The sequence below is a fragment of the Paenibacillus sp. JJ1683 genome, assembly GCF_053006485.1.
The window spans coordinates 2,903,471-2,920,165 of record NZ_CM129820.1; the positions used below are offsets into that span (position 1 = coordinate 2,903,471).

7 protein-coding genes and 1 pseudogene are annotated in these 16,695 nt (G+C 39.9%); 2 read left to right on the plus strand and 6 right to left on the minus strand.

Translation table 11 applies throughout. The features are described 5' to 3' along the window. The first annotated feature begins 18 nt into the window (after positions 1 to 18). Together ACUC6J_RS12290 and ACUC6J_RS12295 are read left to right on the plus strand one after the other, a co-directional pair. Positions 19 to 10,128 (plus strand): amino acid adenylation domain-containing protein, encoded by a 10,110-nt coding sequence (locus ACUC6J_RS12290; protein WP_447248909.1) that lies wholly within the window; start codon positions 19 to 21, stop codon positions 10,126 to 10,128. 23 nt (positions 10,129 to 10,151) lie between these two features. Beyond that, a complete protein-coding gene (locus ACUC6J_RS12295) occupies positions 10,152 to 10,874 on the plus strand; it encodes a thioesterase II family protein (protein ID WP_052132609.1) in 723 nt (240 codons plus the stop codon). An 803-nt stretch (positions 10,875 to 11,677) separates the two neighbouring features. On the opposite strand, the pseudogene bluB reads toward ACUC6J_RS12295, so the two are convergent. The 6 genes and pseudogenes from bluB to ACUC6J_RS12325 form a co-directional block, all read right to left on the minus strand. After that, positions 11,678 to 12,313 (minus strand): annotated as a pseudogene (bluB, locus tag ACUC6J_RS12300) (5,6-dimethylbenzimidazole synthase). A 92-nt stretch (positions 12,314 to 12,405) separates the two neighbouring features. Continuing rightward, entirely contained in the window at positions 12,406 to 13,638 is a 1,233-nt protein-coding gene (locus tag ACUC6J_RS12305; RefSeq protein WP_447248910.1) for a MalY/PatB family protein, read from the minus strand. Then, a complete protein-coding gene (locus ACUC6J_RS12310) occupies positions 13,568 to 14,428 on the minus strand; it encodes a DUF3737 family protein (protein WP_016820892.1) in 861 nt (286 codons plus the stop codon). Before ACUC6J_RS12310 ends, ACUC6J_RS12305 begins: the two co-directional genes overlap by 71 nt. Before the next feature lie 146 nt (positions 14,429 to 14,574). Continuing rightward, positions 14,575 to 14,970 carry a cupin domain-containing protein gene (locus tag ACUC6J_RS12315; protein ID WP_340864807.1) on the minus strand — a complete coding sequence of 132 codons (396 nt, stop codon included), beginning with the start codon at positions 14,968 to 14,970 and terminating at the stop codon, positions 14,575 to 14,577. A 31-nt stretch (positions 14,971 to 15,001) separates the two neighbouring features. Continuing rightward, positions 15,002 to 15,748, minus strand: coding sequence for an SDR family oxidoreductase (locus ACUC6J_RS12320; RefSeq protein WP_016820890.1), 747 nt, complete (start codon positions 15,746 to 15,748; stop codon positions 15,002 to 15,004). Positions 15,749 to 15,826: 78 nt separating this feature from the next. Continuing rightward, positions 15,827 to 16,579 carry a carboxymuconolactone decarboxylase family protein gene (locus ACUC6J_RS12325; protein WP_016820889.1) on the minus strand — a complete coding sequence of 251 codons (753 nt, stop codon included), beginning with the start codon at positions 16,577 to 16,579 and terminating at the stop codon, positions 15,827 to 15,829. Between the last annotated feature and the right edge of the window lie 116 nt (positions 16,580 to 16,695).

Sequence of the window (16,695 nt, forward strand, 5' to 3'; positions counted from 1 at the left end):
ATTTAAGGAGGAGTACTTATGAGTGATTTGAAGAAACAAAACATAAAAGATATGTACCGGCTCACTCCTATGCAGCAAGGGATATTGTACCACTATATGATGGATAAAAATTCAGACGCCTACTTTGAGCAGATATCACTTTCTATAAAAGGCATCCTGGACATTGATTGTGTTGAAAAGAGCGTTAATATCATTATTGAAAAGTATGACGCTTTGAGAACAATTTTTTTGTATGAAAATGTAGCCAAGCCCTTACAAGTAGTCATGAAGGAAAGAAAGCTGTCTGTCAGCTATGAGGATATTACCTCCCTTGCCGAAGAACTAAGGGATAGGTATATAGAAGAATACAGGGTTAAAGACAGAAAAAAGGGCTTTGACTTATCAAGGGATATTTTAACAAGATTAAGTGTAATTAAAACAGGCTACCAATCTTATAACATGGTATGGAGCTTTCATCACATCATTATTGATGGGTGGAGTCTCGCAAATATATTTAGAGAATTTATGGAAAACTATGAAGCCTTGATGAATAGCAGGGAGCCGGAGTCAGGAAAGGTATATCCTTACAGCCGCTATATCAAATGGTTGGAAGGCAGAAATCAGAACGAGGCCGCAGATTACTGGGAAACCTATCTTAAAGGTTACGAGCATCAGACAGTCCTTCCCCAAAACGGCAGGTCTGCAAGTGATGATTTCAGGATTGAAGAAACGGAGTTTAAAATATCTGAACAAATAACTATCGATCTTGAGAAGTTTGCAGCCAAAAACAATACAACCATGAGTACCATTATAAAGACCTTATGGGGGATATTATTACAGCGGTATAACAATACCGATGATGTGGTGTTTGGTGAGGTGGTATCGGGAAGGCCTCATGAAATACAGGGAATTGAGAGCATGGTGGGTTTATTTATAAATACCGTTGCAGTAAGGGTGAGTTGTGATGAGGATAAAACTTTTACCGAACTGATCAAAGAGATGCAGCAATCGGTGCTTGAATCTGACCGGTACAGTTTCTATCCTCTGGCGGATGTGCAGTCAAAAACATGCTTGAAAGATGCCTTGATACATCATGTCATGGCTTTTGAAAATTACCCTATGGATGAAGCGGTTAATGCTTCATCCAGTAATGGCATTTTAAATGTAGTTGGAATGGAAATATTCGAGCAGACGAATTATGATTTTGGGATACTCGTTGATGGCGGTAAGGAATTATCTATTAAATTCAGTTACAACTCACTGGTATATGATGGTAATTTCATAGAAAAAATCAAGGGACATTTTCAGTCGGTAATAGAAATTGTAACCGATAATCCCGATATGCATATTAGGAATATTGATATACTCACCGAAGTGGAAAAGAAAGAAATAGTACACTGCTTCAATAATACAACGGAGGAATACCACAGGGAAAAGACCATTCACCAACTATTTGAGGAACAAGCGGTGAAGACACCTGACAATGCGGCAGTGGTGTTTGAGGGTAAGCAGCTAACCTATAGGGAACTCAATGAGAAGTCAAATCAGCTTGCAAGAGTGTTGAGGGATAAGGGAGTTAAACCAGACAGCATAGTGGGTATTATGGTAGAACGCTCACTGGAGATGGTCATAGGTATATTTGGCATACTTAAAGCCGGAGGGGCATATATGCCTATAGATCCTGACTACCCTAAGGCAAGAATCGAATATTTATTCGAGGACAGCGAGATAGGGGTGCTGATTTCCCAAAAGCAATTCCTGGAGAAAGTGGAGTTTTACGGGAAGTATATAGACATAGAAGATGAAAGCCTTTATGCCGGAAACCCTATGAACCTGGAAGTGGTATGTTCACCGCAAAATTTGGCATATATCATTTATACATCTGGGTCTACAGGAAAACCTAAAGGGGTTATGGTAGAACATAAAGGGGTAGCAAATCTGGAGGCGTTTTTCAAGACCCGCTTAAATGTAAGTGAAAGCGATAGGATTATTCAATTTGCATCAATTTCATTCGACGCTGCAGTTTGGGAAATATTTATGGGACTATTGGCAGGAGCAACACTATATATATCCTCAAGCGATATTATCAATGACTATCGAAGATTTGAAGAATACCTAAATGAAAATGAGATAACTATTGCTACTTTACCACCTCCGTATCTGGCAAATCTGGACCCGGAAAAAGTAACTTCCTTAAAGAAGGTAATTGCAGCAGGTTCGGCTTCCACTCCCGAACTTTTAAAGAAATGGAGCAACAGGATTTCATATATAAATGCTTATGGACCTACTGAGACAACCGTATGTGCAACGGTATGGAAAGCAGATGATTGTGAGACGGCCGATAAGTCGGTACCTATTGGTAAACCTATTACCAATACCCGGGTGTTTATAGTTGATGAAAACAATAATCTTAAGCCCATAGGTGTTGAGGGTGAACTCTGTGTTTCCGGGGCAGGATTGGCGAGAGGATACTTGAAAAAACCGGAACTTACCAGGGAAAAGTTTGTACCGAACCCATTTATGCCTGGAGAACTGATGTATAAAACAGGAGATCTTGCAAAGTGGCTTCCTGACGGGAATATTGCATTTGCCGGCAGAAAAGACCACCAGGTTAAAATAAGAGGGTATAGAATCGAGCTTGAGGAAATAGAAGCAGCCCTTTTGAAGCATGCTGATATAAATGAGGCGGTGGTCATTGACCGGGAGGATTCAAGTGTAGGCAGGTATCTTTGCGCTTATATAGTGTCTGACCGAGAAGTGACAGTGACCGAAATAAGGGAGCTTATATCTAAAGAGCTGCCCGATTATATGATTCCATCCTATTTTATGAGGATAGCAAAAGTACCGTTAACCATAAATGGAAAATTGGACAGAAAGGCGCTGCCGCTGCCTGATGGAAGAATAAATACAGGAACAGAGTATGCAGCGCCTTCAGGTGAAGTGGAGGAAAGGCTTGCGCTGCTGTGGCAGGACATCCTTGGAATAGAGAAGGTAGGAAGAAATGATAACTTCTTTATGCTCGGAGGACACTCGTTAAAGGCAACAAGCCTTGTAGCAAGAATTCACAAAGAGTTCAATGTAGACATACCTCTTAAGGAAATATTCAAGACACCAACCATCTTAGAAATTGCCAGCTACATTGAAGACTCAAAGGAGAGCCTATATCAGTCCATTCAACGTGCTGGGGATATGGAATATTATCCCATGTCATCCGTCCAGAAAAGACTATATATATTAAACCAGCTTGAAGGAGCTGGAATCGCCTACAATATACCTGGCATAATATTGCTGGAAGGTACTGTTGATAAAGCACGTTTTGAGCAGGCTTTTTATAGTCTGATAGAAAGGCATGAGAGCTTTCGAACCTCCTTCCATATGATCGAGGAAGAGCTGTCTCAGAAAGTCCATGACAAGGCGGACCTAAGTATCATGTACCTGGAAACCAGTGAAGAGAAGGTTCCCGAAATAGTGGAGAAATTCATAAGGCCCTTTGACCTTGGAAAGGCTCCACTATTAAGAGTTGGACTTGTAAAGATTGGAGAAGCCAGACATATTATGGTGTTTGACATGCATCATATCATATCGGATGGAGTGTCCAACGACATACTGGTAAGAGAGTTTATAAGCTTATATGAAGGGAAAATACTTCCTCCACTGCGTATACAGTACAAGGACTACTCAGTTTGGCAGAGGGAATTGTTTGCAGGAGCTGCCATAAGTAAGCAGGAGGAATTCTGGCTCCAGACCTTTCAGGGAGAGATCCCTGTGCTGGATTTATCCACCGACTACCCAAGACCCGCAGTACAAAGCTTTGAAGGAGACTACATCAGCTTTGAAGCTGATAGCGAGCTTGCGGTTAGACTTAACAAGCTTGGATCAGACAATGGAGCTACATTATATATGACGCTTCTTGCTGCATACAATGTGTTGTTATCTAGATACACTGGACAGGAAGATATTATTGTGGGAAGTCCTATAGCTGGAAGGCCTCATGCTGACCTTCAAGACATCATAGGTATGTTTGTAAACACTCTGGCCATGAGAAACCACCCGCAAGGAGAAAAGACTTTTATTGAATTCTTGAAAGAAGTTAAAGAAAATGCTTTGAAAGCATACGACAATCAGGACTATCAGTTTGAAGAATTAGTGGATAAGCTGGACATAAGGAGGGATATGAGCAGGAATCCCCTCTTTGATACCATGTTTGCCATATACAATGTTGGAAAAGCAGAGCTCATAACGTCTGATCTAAGCTTCAAGCCGTACAACAAAGGGATAGAAGGCAGAATATCAAAATTTGACATCACCTTAAATGCATTTGAGACTGAGGATGGTATAGCCTTTGAACTCGAATACTGTACAAGACTGTTTAAGAAAGAAACAGTTGAAAGACTTGGGGCTCATTACATCAATTTGCTGGAAGAAATTGCAGCATACCCCGAAAAAAGGCTTTATGAAATCGAAATGTTATCACAGGAAGAAAAACAGCAAGTATTATACAGCTTTAACGATACTGCTCTCGAATATCCCCTGGATAAAACCATACACCAAATGTTTGAGGAGCAAGTGAAAAAGACTCCTGATCATATTGCAGTGGTTTTTGAAGGTAAACAATTAACCTACCGAGAACTGAATCAAAAGGCAAACCAATTGGCCAGGGCATTAAGAGAAAAGGGAGTAAAGCCTGATGATATTGTAGGCATAATGGTGGACCGCTCGCCTGAAATGGTTATAGGTATAATGTCAGTAATCAAAGCTGGGGGGGCGTACCTTCCTGTAGATCCTAATTATCCATTGGAAAGAAAAAGGTATATGATGGAGGACAGCAAGGCCAAAATTTTACTCACCCAAAATCATCTTATGGATCGTGATGATTTCGATGGTGAGATTATTGATTTATCTGATTATGATTATAATTTTATAAACGATGTGAATATAAAATGTATAAATAAGCCTGGTGATACAGCGTACATCATCTATACCTCTGGCTCAACGGGAAACCCTAAAGGTGTTTGCATTGATAATAAGAGTGTATTAAACCTGGTAGAGGGTCTGTTCCAGAGAATATATAGCAAATATGAATCACCGTTGAATGTTTGCCTCATTGCCCCTTATGTTTTTGATGCTTCGGTGCAGCAGATTTTCGCAGCACTGCTAATGGGGCATGCATTGTACATTGTACCGGAGGAAGCAAGGAAAGACGGTAAAAAGCTGCTGGACTTCTATAGTGAAAATAGGATTGATATTTCGGATGGAACGCCCATACACGTAAATATGATGTTAAATTCTCCTCCTATAGATAATAACCTAAAAGTGAGACATTTTATTATAGGCGGAGATGTTCTTCCATTTGATGCAGTAAAAGACTTCCTAAGCAGATTTGAGGATGTGCAACCTTGCATCACAAATGTTTATGGTCCTACCGAATGCTGTGTGGATTCTACGGAATATTTGATTACTGCGGCGGGGCTTAGTAGATTGGATAATATCCCCATAGGCCGTCCTTTGCCAAACACCAGAGCATATATACTTGGTAAGAAATTAGAAGTAAATCCTATAGGTATCGCTGGGGAATTATATATATCTGGGGATGGTCTTGCCAAAGGCTATTTAAACAAGACGGGGCTTACTGCAGAAAGATTTGTATCTAACCCGTTTATAAAGGGAGAAAGAATGTATCGTACTGGGGACTTGGCAAGATGGCTGCCTGACGGGAATATAGAATTTTTAGGCAGGATGGACCACCAGGTAAAGATAAGGGGATTTAGAATAGAACTTGGAGAAATAGAGGCTCAGCTATTAAGACATGCTTCAATAAAAGAAGCTGTGGTTATTGTAAAGGAAGACCAACAGAAGAACAAGGATCTGTGTGCATATTTCGTTGGGGGAAATGAACTGACAATAACTGAACTAAGGGAATGCCTTTCAAAAGAATTGCCCGAGTATATGATCCCGGCATACTTCATGCAGCTGGATGAAATGCCTTTGACAGCCAATGGTAAGATAGACCGGAAGAACTTGCCCCACCCTGCTGCTCATTTAAATACTGGAGTAGAGTATGAAGCACCTTCAGGTGAAGTGGAAGAGAAGCTTGTACAATTGTGGCAGGATATCCTGGGGGTTGAGAAAATAGGGAGAAATGATAATTTCTTTGTGCTTGGGGGGCACTCATTAAAAGCAATAAACTTTGCAGCCAAAATTCACAAAGAGTTCAATGTAAATATATCTCTTAAGGAGATATTCAAGCTGCCGACAATTGCAGAAATTGCCAAGTACATCCAGGAAGCCCAAGAGAGTATTTATCAATCTATCCAGTCCACTGGAGAAATGGAATACTATCCTATGTCGTCTTCCCAAAGAAGGCTGTATATATTAAATCAGCTTGAAGGAGCAAGGGTGGCATACAATATGCCAGAGTTTATGTTGTTAGAAGGCAGTATTGATATAGAACGTTTTGAGAAAGCCTTAGATCAGCTGGTAAAAAGGCATGAGGCTTTCCGGACCTCCTTCCATATGGTAGATGGTGAACCGGTGCAGAAGGTCCATGATGAGGTGGAATTTAGTATCATGTACATGGAAACCGGCGAAGAAAAAGCCTCAGAAGCAGCAAATGAATTCATAAGGCCATTTGACCTTGGCAAGGCTCCTTTACTAAGAGCAGGGCTCGTAAAAATTAGAGAAGACAGGCATGTCATGATGCTTGATAAACACCATATCATATCTGACGGGGTGTCGGATGAAATACTGGTAAGAGAATTCATAAGCTTGTATGAAGGAATGAATCTTCCAGCACTTCAGATTCAGTACAAGGACTATTCCGTATGGCAGAATAAATTGTTTGCTGACGGCACAATCAGTAAACAAGAAGAATACTGGCTCCAGGCATTTAGGGGAGAAATACCAGTACTTGATATGCCGGTAGACTACCCAAGGCCGGCTATACAGAGTTTTGAAGGCGATATGGTCAGTTTTGAAACAGGCCGGGAACTTGCACATAAACTGAACAAGCTTGCCGTGGATCATGGAGCAACACTGTATATGGTGCTTCTAGCTTCATACAATGTGCTTCTTTTCAAATACACCGGACAGGAAGATGTCGTAATTGGAAGCCCTATAGCAGGAAGGCCACATACAGATTTGCAGGACATCATAGGCATGTTTGTCAATACCCTAGCTATGAGGAATTACCCTCAAGGTAAAAAGAATTTCAGCGAGTTTTTGATGGTAGTAAAAGAAAATGCTCTAAGGGCTTATGAAAACCAGGATTACCCATTTGAGGAACTTGTGGAGAAGCTTAGCATTAAGCGGGATTTGAGCAGAAATCCGCTGTTTGATACTATGTTTGTCTTGCAAAATAAAGAGGCATCAGAATTTAAGATGAATGGGCTAAGGTTCATGCCCTATGATAATGAGTTCAGGGCGTCCAAATTTGATTTGACCCTAAACGCCCAAGAGACCCAGAATAATATTGTATTTGGGTTAAAGTATGCTACTCGTCTGTTTAAGAAAGAGACAATAGAAAAACTTGGGGTCCATTTCATCAATGTACTGGAAGAGATCACAGCTTACCCCGAAAAGATGCTGTCCGAAATAAATATACTATCTCAGGATGAAAAACAGCAAATACTAAATAGTTTTAATGATACAAAGGCAGAATACCCTAGGGATAAGACTCTACATGAGCTGTTCCAAGACCAAGTGGAAAGGACACCTGATAATGTAGCTGTAGTGTTTGAGGACAAGCAATTAACCTACAGGCAGCTCAATGAAAAGGCAAATCAGCTTGCCAGAGCACTTAGAAGTAATGGTGTAAAGCAAAACAGCATAGTTGGAATAATGGTAGAAAGATCCGTAGATATGCAGGTTGGAATACTGGGAATTTTAAAAGCAGGAGGTGTCTATTTACCAATTTCAACCAAACTTCCTGGACTAAGAATAAAAAAATTACTGGAAGATAGTAATGCAACTATGCTGTTGACGCAATCACATTTAGCGGATAAAGCAGAGTTTTACGGTAATATATTACTGCTTGATTCCCCTGAAATATACATTGGAAGTGCTGAAAACCTTGATAAAATAAATAAACCAGAGGACTTAGCTTATATCATTTATACATCGGGATCTACTGGAGTTCCGAAGGGTTCAATGATAGAGCATCGAAGTGTAGTTAACTTGGTTTATGGACTAAGAAAGCTTGTCTATGAAAATTATGATAATTATTTAAATGTTGCCCTTGTGTCCCCTTACTTTTTTGACGCATCTGTAAAACAAATATTTGCGGCTTCTCTCCTTGGCCATACGCTGTTTATAGTTCCTGAGGATACAAGGCTAGATGGTGAGGGCCTTCTAAAGTACTATAACAGGAATTCAATTGCTGTTTCAGACGGAACACCAGCACATATAAAGCTTTTAACAGATACTGCCAGGCCTGGCGAAAGTCTTTCAGTTATGCAGTTTATTATCGGAGGGGAAGAACTTTCATGTAAAGGTATACAAGGTTTCTATGATCGGTTTAAAGATAATAACCCTACTATAACAAACGTTTATGGTCCAACAGAATGCTGCGTAGATTCAACTTATTACCATTTAAGCCGTGAGAAGGTGAGAAATCTAACAAGTATACCTATAGGTATGCCATTGCAGAATTATAAGATATATATACTTAATGAAGACATGAATATCTTACCGGTTAATACAACTGGTGAAATATATATATCTGGAGATGGGCTGGCAAAAGGCTATTTGAACAAACTTGAATTGACTACGGAAAAATTTGTAGCTAATCCTTTCAGCTCTGGAGAAAGAATGTATCGTACCGGTGATCTTGGAAGGTGGCTTCCTGACGGAAACATCGAATTTATAGGCAGAGTAGACCATCAGGTAAAGATTAGGGGCTTTAGGATAGAGCTTGGGGAAATAGAAGTGCAACTATTAAAGCATCCTTCAATAAAAGAAGCTGCGGTAATTGCAAAGACAGACCAGGAGGGCAACAAGTATTTGTGTGCTTATATAGCAGGGGAAAGTGAATTTACAATATCAGATTTAAGGGCGCTTCTCGTAAAAGAACTTCCCGATTACATGATACCACAATACTTTGTTCAGCTGGAAAAGCTGCCTTTGACAGCCAATGGCAAAATAGATCGGAATAATTTACCCCAAAATGACGGTACTTTAGCTACATCAGTAGAGTATGTAGAGCCTTGCGGTGAAGTTGAGGAGAAGCTTGCACTGCTGTGGCATGATGCCCTTGGAGTACAAAAAATTGGTGTGAATGATAACTTCTTTGAACTGGGAGGATACTCACTGAAGGCAATATCCCTTATAAGCAGAATTTATGAACAGTTAAATGTTGAGGTACCACTAAAAGACTTTTATATGGCCCCAACCATAAAGGAAATTGCCCGTTTTATACACAATACGTACGCCAATGATTATATTACACCAAGTCCGGCAATTCATTTTAATTCAGCAATGGAGAGTCTTATGTTTGCATTCCCTCCAGGAGGAGGAAATGGAATAGCTTATGGTAGTTTATCAAAACAAATGAATGCTTATTCCATATATTCCTTTGACTTTATAGAAAATGAGAGCAGGATGGAGGAGTATGTGAAGGCAATTACTTCTGTCAAACCCGAGGGCCCATATATTCTATTTGGTTACTCGGCAGGAGGTAATCTGGCATTTGAAGTTGCTAAAGTATTAATTGAAACTGGACATCATGTATCCGATATAATCTTTCTGGATTCGGCTAAATCATTTGTCCTTATTGAGGAAGAAAGCGAAGATGCTAAGAAACTTGCTGAGCAACAGGATAAAGAATTTATAGAAGAAAATGAGAAACTTATAAAAGGCATGTTTGGAGATAACCAGGCAGTTATTGAAAAGGCCATTGAAAGAATGAGAAATTATCATAAATACACTAGAAGTGTTATAAACTCGGGACAGATAAACTCCAATATCCATCTTATTATATCACAGCAGCAAGACAATGAAGGTGAAGCTGATTTATGTGAAGGATGGAGAGAGGCAACAACGGGAGAGTTCAAAGTATATAACGGATTTGGCAGTCATTTTGATATGTTAAGTACAGGATATATAGATAAAAATGCGGCTATTATTAAAGAAATATTGGAAGAGATCAACCAATAGTTCAGATATAAGGGGTAGATATAATGGATAAGATTAAATTGTTTTGTCTGCCGTATGCAGGAGGTTCTGCAGCAGTATATAAATATTGGGAACAATACTTGCATGATAGGATTGAGCTTTTCCCGATTGAGCTTGCGGGAAGAGGCAGCAGGATTGGTGAACCGTTTTACGGAAGTGTTGAGGAAGCGCTTGAAGATATACACCGTATTATCATAAGCAACCTTGAAGAACAACCTTATGCGTTGTTTGGCCACAGTATGGGCAGTGTACTTGTATATGAACTTGCCTATAGAATAAAGGAGCTCGGACATCCATATCCTGTCCATATGTTTATTTCCGGCAGATATCCTCCGGGTTTTGTAAGTAAGAAGAAGGTACTCTATGATTTGCCGGATAAGGAGTTTGTGGATGAGGTATTTAAGCTGGGAGGCACGCCCAAAGAGGTTCTGAAAAGCAATGAATTAATGGAGTTGTTTTTACCGATACTCAGAGCGGATTTTAGAATTACTGACACATACAGGCACATTGAAAAAAACGCTAAGCTTGACTGCGATATAAGTGTATTGTGGGGAAAAAGAGAAAAGGGAGCCACTATTTTTGACGTTGCAAAATGGCATGATTATACGTCCAAAAGTTGTAAAATTCATATGTTTGACGGGGATCATTTTTTTATACACGATTACAAAAAGGATGTAGCAGCAATAATAAATAGTAGTCTCATCGACTTTGCAGACAATGTTATGTGAAGACTGAAGTTTATTTAAAATTTAATATGAAATCCGATTTCGGTAGCACTCCTTGGTCACAATGGAAAATGAAGATCGAGATAGCGGATGCTTCAGTTTTTAAATGGATAGAACAAGGGAAGAGAGATGATTCAAATCGGTTCCTATTTACACCACAGGTTAGTTCAATTCAACATTTTACTCTGGAACCTAGAGTTAAATCCAAGTATTTTTTTAATGTGAAAGTTATTCAAGATGAATACTTTTAAACCATTAAGTGTAGCAATGAGAATTTACGAAAATTCAAGTGATGAAAATAAAAGAATTGAATCTTACGTTAATCAATATGTAGCGAAGTTAAGAATATAAAAACAAACATTTAAAAATCGCCTACTAAAGGCGATTTTTTATTTTTGACTGTGATAATATTTATCGGATATAATTAAATGTGAATAGGGAATGAGATGAAGTTCTTGTCATTTATGGGATAATGTTCTTGTCATCCGACAGAACAACAGCTGCAGCAGAAAACTACATCTATAAGGTTCTCTTCAGACATATTCACAAAACCCGTATTTTGTACATATGTATAACATGATCTTCGGAGATAAAAATGCCTAACATAAACGTTTTTTTTAAAATTGACACAAAGTTCCCTACCAAAAATTAAAAATCCCTTATAAAACAAGGGATTTTTTGGTTGGTAATTTTATGTCATTCTACAGGAAACTTGTTTACTGAGGTTATAAGTGACTCCAAGTTCGCATAATCGTTTATGTCTTTTGCAACCTCGAATAAATTTATCTTTTTCATTTATATTTCAATCATTCCCAAGCATTATGATGTATTAGATTATTTAGATTTCGACGCCTCTCCCAATTTACTTGCTCTAGGATTGGTTTTGTAGGATAAAAATCCGTGTAACCTAATGAAATCAATGTAATAGGATCAATATGTGGTGGAATATTCAGTATTTCCCGTACGTCTGTTTTCTTGTAAAAACTCACCCACCCCATTGCTATTCCTTCTGCATAAGACGCCAACCACATATTTTGGATACAACAGGCTACGGATAGAATATCAGTTTCAGGAATAGAATTTGGCCCAATTACATGTCCGCCACCTCTTGTTGGATCACATGTAATACAGAGCGTTATAGGTGCTTCCCTTATACCCTCTAATTTTAACGAGAGAAATCTTTTCTTTTTTTCATCTTCATAGTGTATGGACAAGGCCTGTATTTCTTTATGACATGCATACGCCAATCGTTCTTTAACTTCTTGAGAGTCAATTACAATAAAATCCCAAGGTTGCATAAAACCAACGGAAGGTGCATGATGACCAGCCATTAATATGTTGTTTAACTTATCTCTGGATATGGGTTTTCTATTAGATGATCAAATATCTCTCCTTTCAAAAATGGCTTTAAATATTCCTTTTCTCTCATAATCATTTAACAACTTAATTCCTCACTTAAAACAAAAATTCCCAGAATGCGCCAGTCTCAGATTATTATGACATGGTTTCAGGTTCAAGTGTAACCATTATTGAATTAATCATTCATTCTTTGATATGCCTGAATCCCAATCTTCAAGCGCTGCAATCCATCAACTAGTCGTTTTTTAGGGCAGGCGTAGTTCAATCGAATGAAATCATGTCCATTGCCGCCATAAATGGCGCCCTCCGAGACATACAGCCCCGTTTCTTTCCTTATGAAGTTACACAGTTGACTTACATTAGGAGTTATGTTCCGGCAATCGATCCAAGCCAAATAAGTCGCTTCCGAATGGATAATTTGGAGCTGTGGCAGTTCACTAACCAGATAATGTTCAAGATATTGCTTGTTTGCCATGAGATATTCCAATAAGGCTTGCAGCCAAGGTTCGCCTTCCGTAAAGGCAGAGATTGCTGCTTCAATCGCAAAAAAGTTAGGTTCGGCCACTTCATCGGTGTTAATGCCACGATGTACAAGTTTACGAATTTTCGAATTCGGCACGATAATACTCGAAGTTTGAATTCCCGCAAGATTGAAAGTTTTCGTGGGTGCCACACAGGTGATGCTATTTTGTGCGATCACTTCCGATACGGAAGCGAACGGAATGTATTGGTGGCCTGGATGTGTTAAGTCGCAGTGAATTTCATCGGAAAGGATAGGGACCTCATGTTTGACGCAGAGCGTGCCGAGTTTCTCAAGAACTTGTTTATCCCACGCTTTACCTATGGGGTTATGCGGATTACAGAAAATCATAAGCGTAGTGTCAGGGTCGGCTAGCTTTTTCTCCACATCGTCAAATTCGATCGAATATTGATTGTCTTTGTAAATCAACTCGCTTACGAGAACTTCTCGTTGATTGTTCTTTATGGAGTTGTAGAAAATGTTATAGACAGGCGCAAGCACTAGCACTTTGTCGCCGGCTTTGGTCATATTGCGTACGATAGATGATATCGCCGGCACTACCCCCGTGCAAAACATAATCCATTCTTTTTGGATCTGATATTGATGTCTCTTTTCCCACCAATGGGCAACCGCATTATAATAAGTATCTGGTATCGAGGTATATCCATAAATATGATGGTCTAATCTCTTTTGCAGAGCATCGACTACAGCAGGCGAAGTCTCAAAGTCCATATCCGCCACCCACATCGGCAGCTCTTCTGGTTCAACATCCCATTTATAAGAGTTAGTGGCCAAACGGTTCGTCATTTTATCAAAATTAAAGGACAAATCGATCACCTGCTTTATCCAGCTCATATCGGGTGTAAGCAGCGTTGATTTCTTCATCATTGATAATGATTTCGCCGATATCCTTTGCTTTGATTTTCCCGGAGATTGGATTTTTCACGCTATCAATTGATGTCTTGGTTTCCACCTCAATGGTTGAATATTCGAATGCCAAGTCGGTATTCAGAATCGTTCCGTTCTCGATTACGAGACGGTCCATGTAGCACATTCCCTGATTGCTTTCGATAGTGCAGTTGATAAAGGTGATGTTTTTCGAATTCCATCCTAAATATTCTCCGATGATCAATGAATCATAGACGGTGACATTCTCGCAATTCCAGAAGGCGTCCTTTGAAATAATCTTCGCATTGCGAATCTCCATATCCTTAGCTCCGTCGAATGCGTAGTTCCCCGCTAATGTGAAATCGTCGATAGTGATATTTGCACTATTCATTCCAAAGTAATCACCTTTTGCGGTCACATGATTCAAGTGAATATCTTCGCAATTCCATAAGGTTTCTTGCGCGTTGGGCAGATCGACATACGTCAGTCGGATTCCGCTCGAACGCCGAAATGTCTTTGGCGCCTCTATTACGCTGTCACTGATGACAATTTGGTGTGTATACCATATTCCCGATCGGGCCATTACAAGGAAAGTGCTACGATCAACACGAATATTATTGCAATACCACAAGGGATATTTCCATTTAAAAATGCTATTATCGATAGTAATATCGTTGCTTTCCTTCAGGGGGGACTCGCCATCCGCGAAAATGGAATTAGTGACCATGAGATTCTTTCTCTTGAAAAGTGCTCGTTCTCCGGTAAGCATTTGTTGGTCGATCGTTTGCATAATACTGTCTCCAATCGCTCAGTGCTAGCTTCAAAAATTTCATGACCCATAATTCGCAGAATAGCAGCAGAGGGTTCCAGATCTATTAGAAGCTTCTATATAAACGGCGGCATTAACGGCTGCCGTTTATATGTGTTAATTATTTATCATAGCTTAATATATTCTTCATCCAGTACAGGTTCTAACCAATCTGTTTGTCCTGGTGTAAGAGCTAAGTGAACAAACCAGCTTTCCTTCGTAGCCCCATGCCAATGTTTAACGTTCGCTGGAATGTTTACCACATCGCCTGTTTTGAGTGATTGAGCTGGCTTTCCTTGTTCTTGATACCACCCCTCACCGCCGGTAACTAACAACACTTGTCCAGTATGATGAGAGTGCCAGTTATTGCGGGCACCGGGAGCAAAGGTTACATTCCCGATTGCTGTATTGAGTGGTGCTGGATCGGTAAACACCATTTGTAAGTACGCGTCTCCGATAAAGTTTTTTTCGACTTTTTGACCCAATGGGAAGAGTGTGCTATGGCTTAAGTGCTCGTTCTTCATTTTTCATCTCTACTTTCTTATATTTTTAACGTTATCCAACTTGAGCTGTTGGTCGAATGATCATCTCATTAATGCCCACATCCGATGGTTGCTCGATGGCAAAGGCAATGGCACGTGCGATGCTGTCTGCATCAATTGCTATCTTGTAAAAATCATCCAAGCCCGCTTTCATTGCCGGATCGGTTGTCGTCTCCAGCAGTTCGCTGGTCACAGCTCCCGGCGAAATATTGGTCACACGAATATTTGTACCACTCATCGCTTCTTCTTGGCGCAAGCCTTCAGAGATTGCTCTTACGGCATGTTTGGTACCACAATAAACTGTCCCGCCTGGGTAGATGTTGTGTCCAGCCACGGATGAAAGGTTAATAATATGACCTGATTTCCGTTCTCTCATAGATGGAAGGACTGCCCCGATTGCGTACAATACCCCTTTGATATTGACATCGATCATTCGGTCCCATTCATCAACCTTTTTCAAAGCAAGAAAAGCCTGCGGCATGATTCCAGCATTGTTGACTAAAACATCAATTTTTCCAAACTCGTTCAGCGCATACGCAGCAAGATCTTCCATTTGTTGGTGCGAACTTACATCCGTCACTTTATACACAGCTTCTCCGCCGCTTTGTTCAATTTCATCTTGTAATTTCTTTAACCGGTCTTCGCGGCGAGCGGCAAGAACCAATTTTGCACCTTTAGATGCCAGTTCTTTTGCAGCTGCTTCTCCAATACCGCTGGACGCTCCTGTAATAATAACTACTTTTTCTTGAATATTTGACATTTTAGATAAACACCTTTCTTAATTTTAGGTATACTTTCATCTATAAAAAAATCTATTTCTTCGCTTAATTTTCTTCTGCTATTCTGGAATGATCTCATTCACACAACTCAAAGCATTTAATGTTCTCGGAAAACCCATATAAGGAAGGCAATGAGTGATGGCAGTGATCATGATATCCTTGTCATTGCCTACATTCAGGTTGCCTTGCACATGTGCCTTGACTTGACTTTCACAACCGCCGAGACTACTCACAATACAGAGGGTCAGCAACTCCCGTGTTTTCAGATCAAGGCCTCCACGAGTATAGAAGTCACCAAAACAGAAGGCAGAAAGATAGTCCTGTATATGCTTTTGATTGTATGGAACATTCCCCCTGTTCTTTTCAATGATATCGCCAAAGATTTCTACCTGCACTGCAAGGCCTTTGTCTAACCGATTCTCTTCTTCAACCTGCTTTTGACTTTCGAGAGGTAACTCGATATTTCTGGATTGGAAAACCTCATTAATCTCCGCGATGGCATTTAGCGTTTTAGGGAATCCTAAATAAGGAGCACAATGGTAAATGGCCTCTTTAATTTCTACCGGAGTTAGTCCAACGTTCAGTGCAGCATGAGCATGCGCCTTGAGCTGAGGTAATGTTTGATTCGTTACAAGCACCACCAGAGTGATAAGCTCACGTTGTTTATCGTCCAACTTCCCTTGATAAAAAACTTCCCCAAAAATAAAACGGCTCAGGATGTCCTGAAAATCAGGATCAGTAGCGTATGCTCCCGGCATTCCATTACCAAATAGCTGTTTAAATGTTTCTTCACTCTTTTCAATTCGATTCATAACTGTGCCTCCTGCTTGTTTTTTTTGTGGATAAATAAGACCCACTGAAAGAATGACGATAATTGCGACGCGGTAACCTCCAATTCCCGTCTCTATGATGAAGCCAACAGGCTTAG

Bases quoted from the DNA above. Each gene is read 5' to 3' on its own strand.
- ACUC6J_RS12290 (WP_447248909.1), top strand. From the start codon at position 19: ATGAGTGATTTGAAGAAACAAAACATAAAAGATATGTACCGGCTCACT.
- ACUC6J_RS12305 (WP_447248910.1), bottom strand. From the start codon at position 13,638: ATGATGAAGAAATCAACGCTGCTTACACCCGATATGAGCTGGATAAAG.
- ACUC6J_RS12320 (WP_016820890.1), bottom strand. From the start codon at position 15,748: ATGTCAAATATTCAAGAAAAAGTAGTTATTATTACAGGAGCGTCCAGC.
- ACUC6J_RS12310 (WP_016820892.1), bottom strand. From the start codon at position 14,428: ATGCAAACGATCGACCAACAAATGCTTACCGGAGAACGAGCACTTTTC.
- ACUC6J_RS12325 (WP_016820889.1), bottom strand. From the start codon at position 16,579: ATGAATCGAATTGAAAAGAGTGAAGAAACATTTAAACAGCTATTTGGT.
- ACUC6J_RS12315 (WP_340864807.1), bottom strand. From the start codon at position 14,970: ATGAAGAACGAGCACTTAAGCCATAGCACACTCTTCCCATTGGGTCAA.
- ACUC6J_RS12295 (WP_052132609.1), top strand. From the start codon at position 10,152: ATGGATAAGATTAAATTGTTTTGTCTGCCGTATGCAGGAGGTTCTGCA.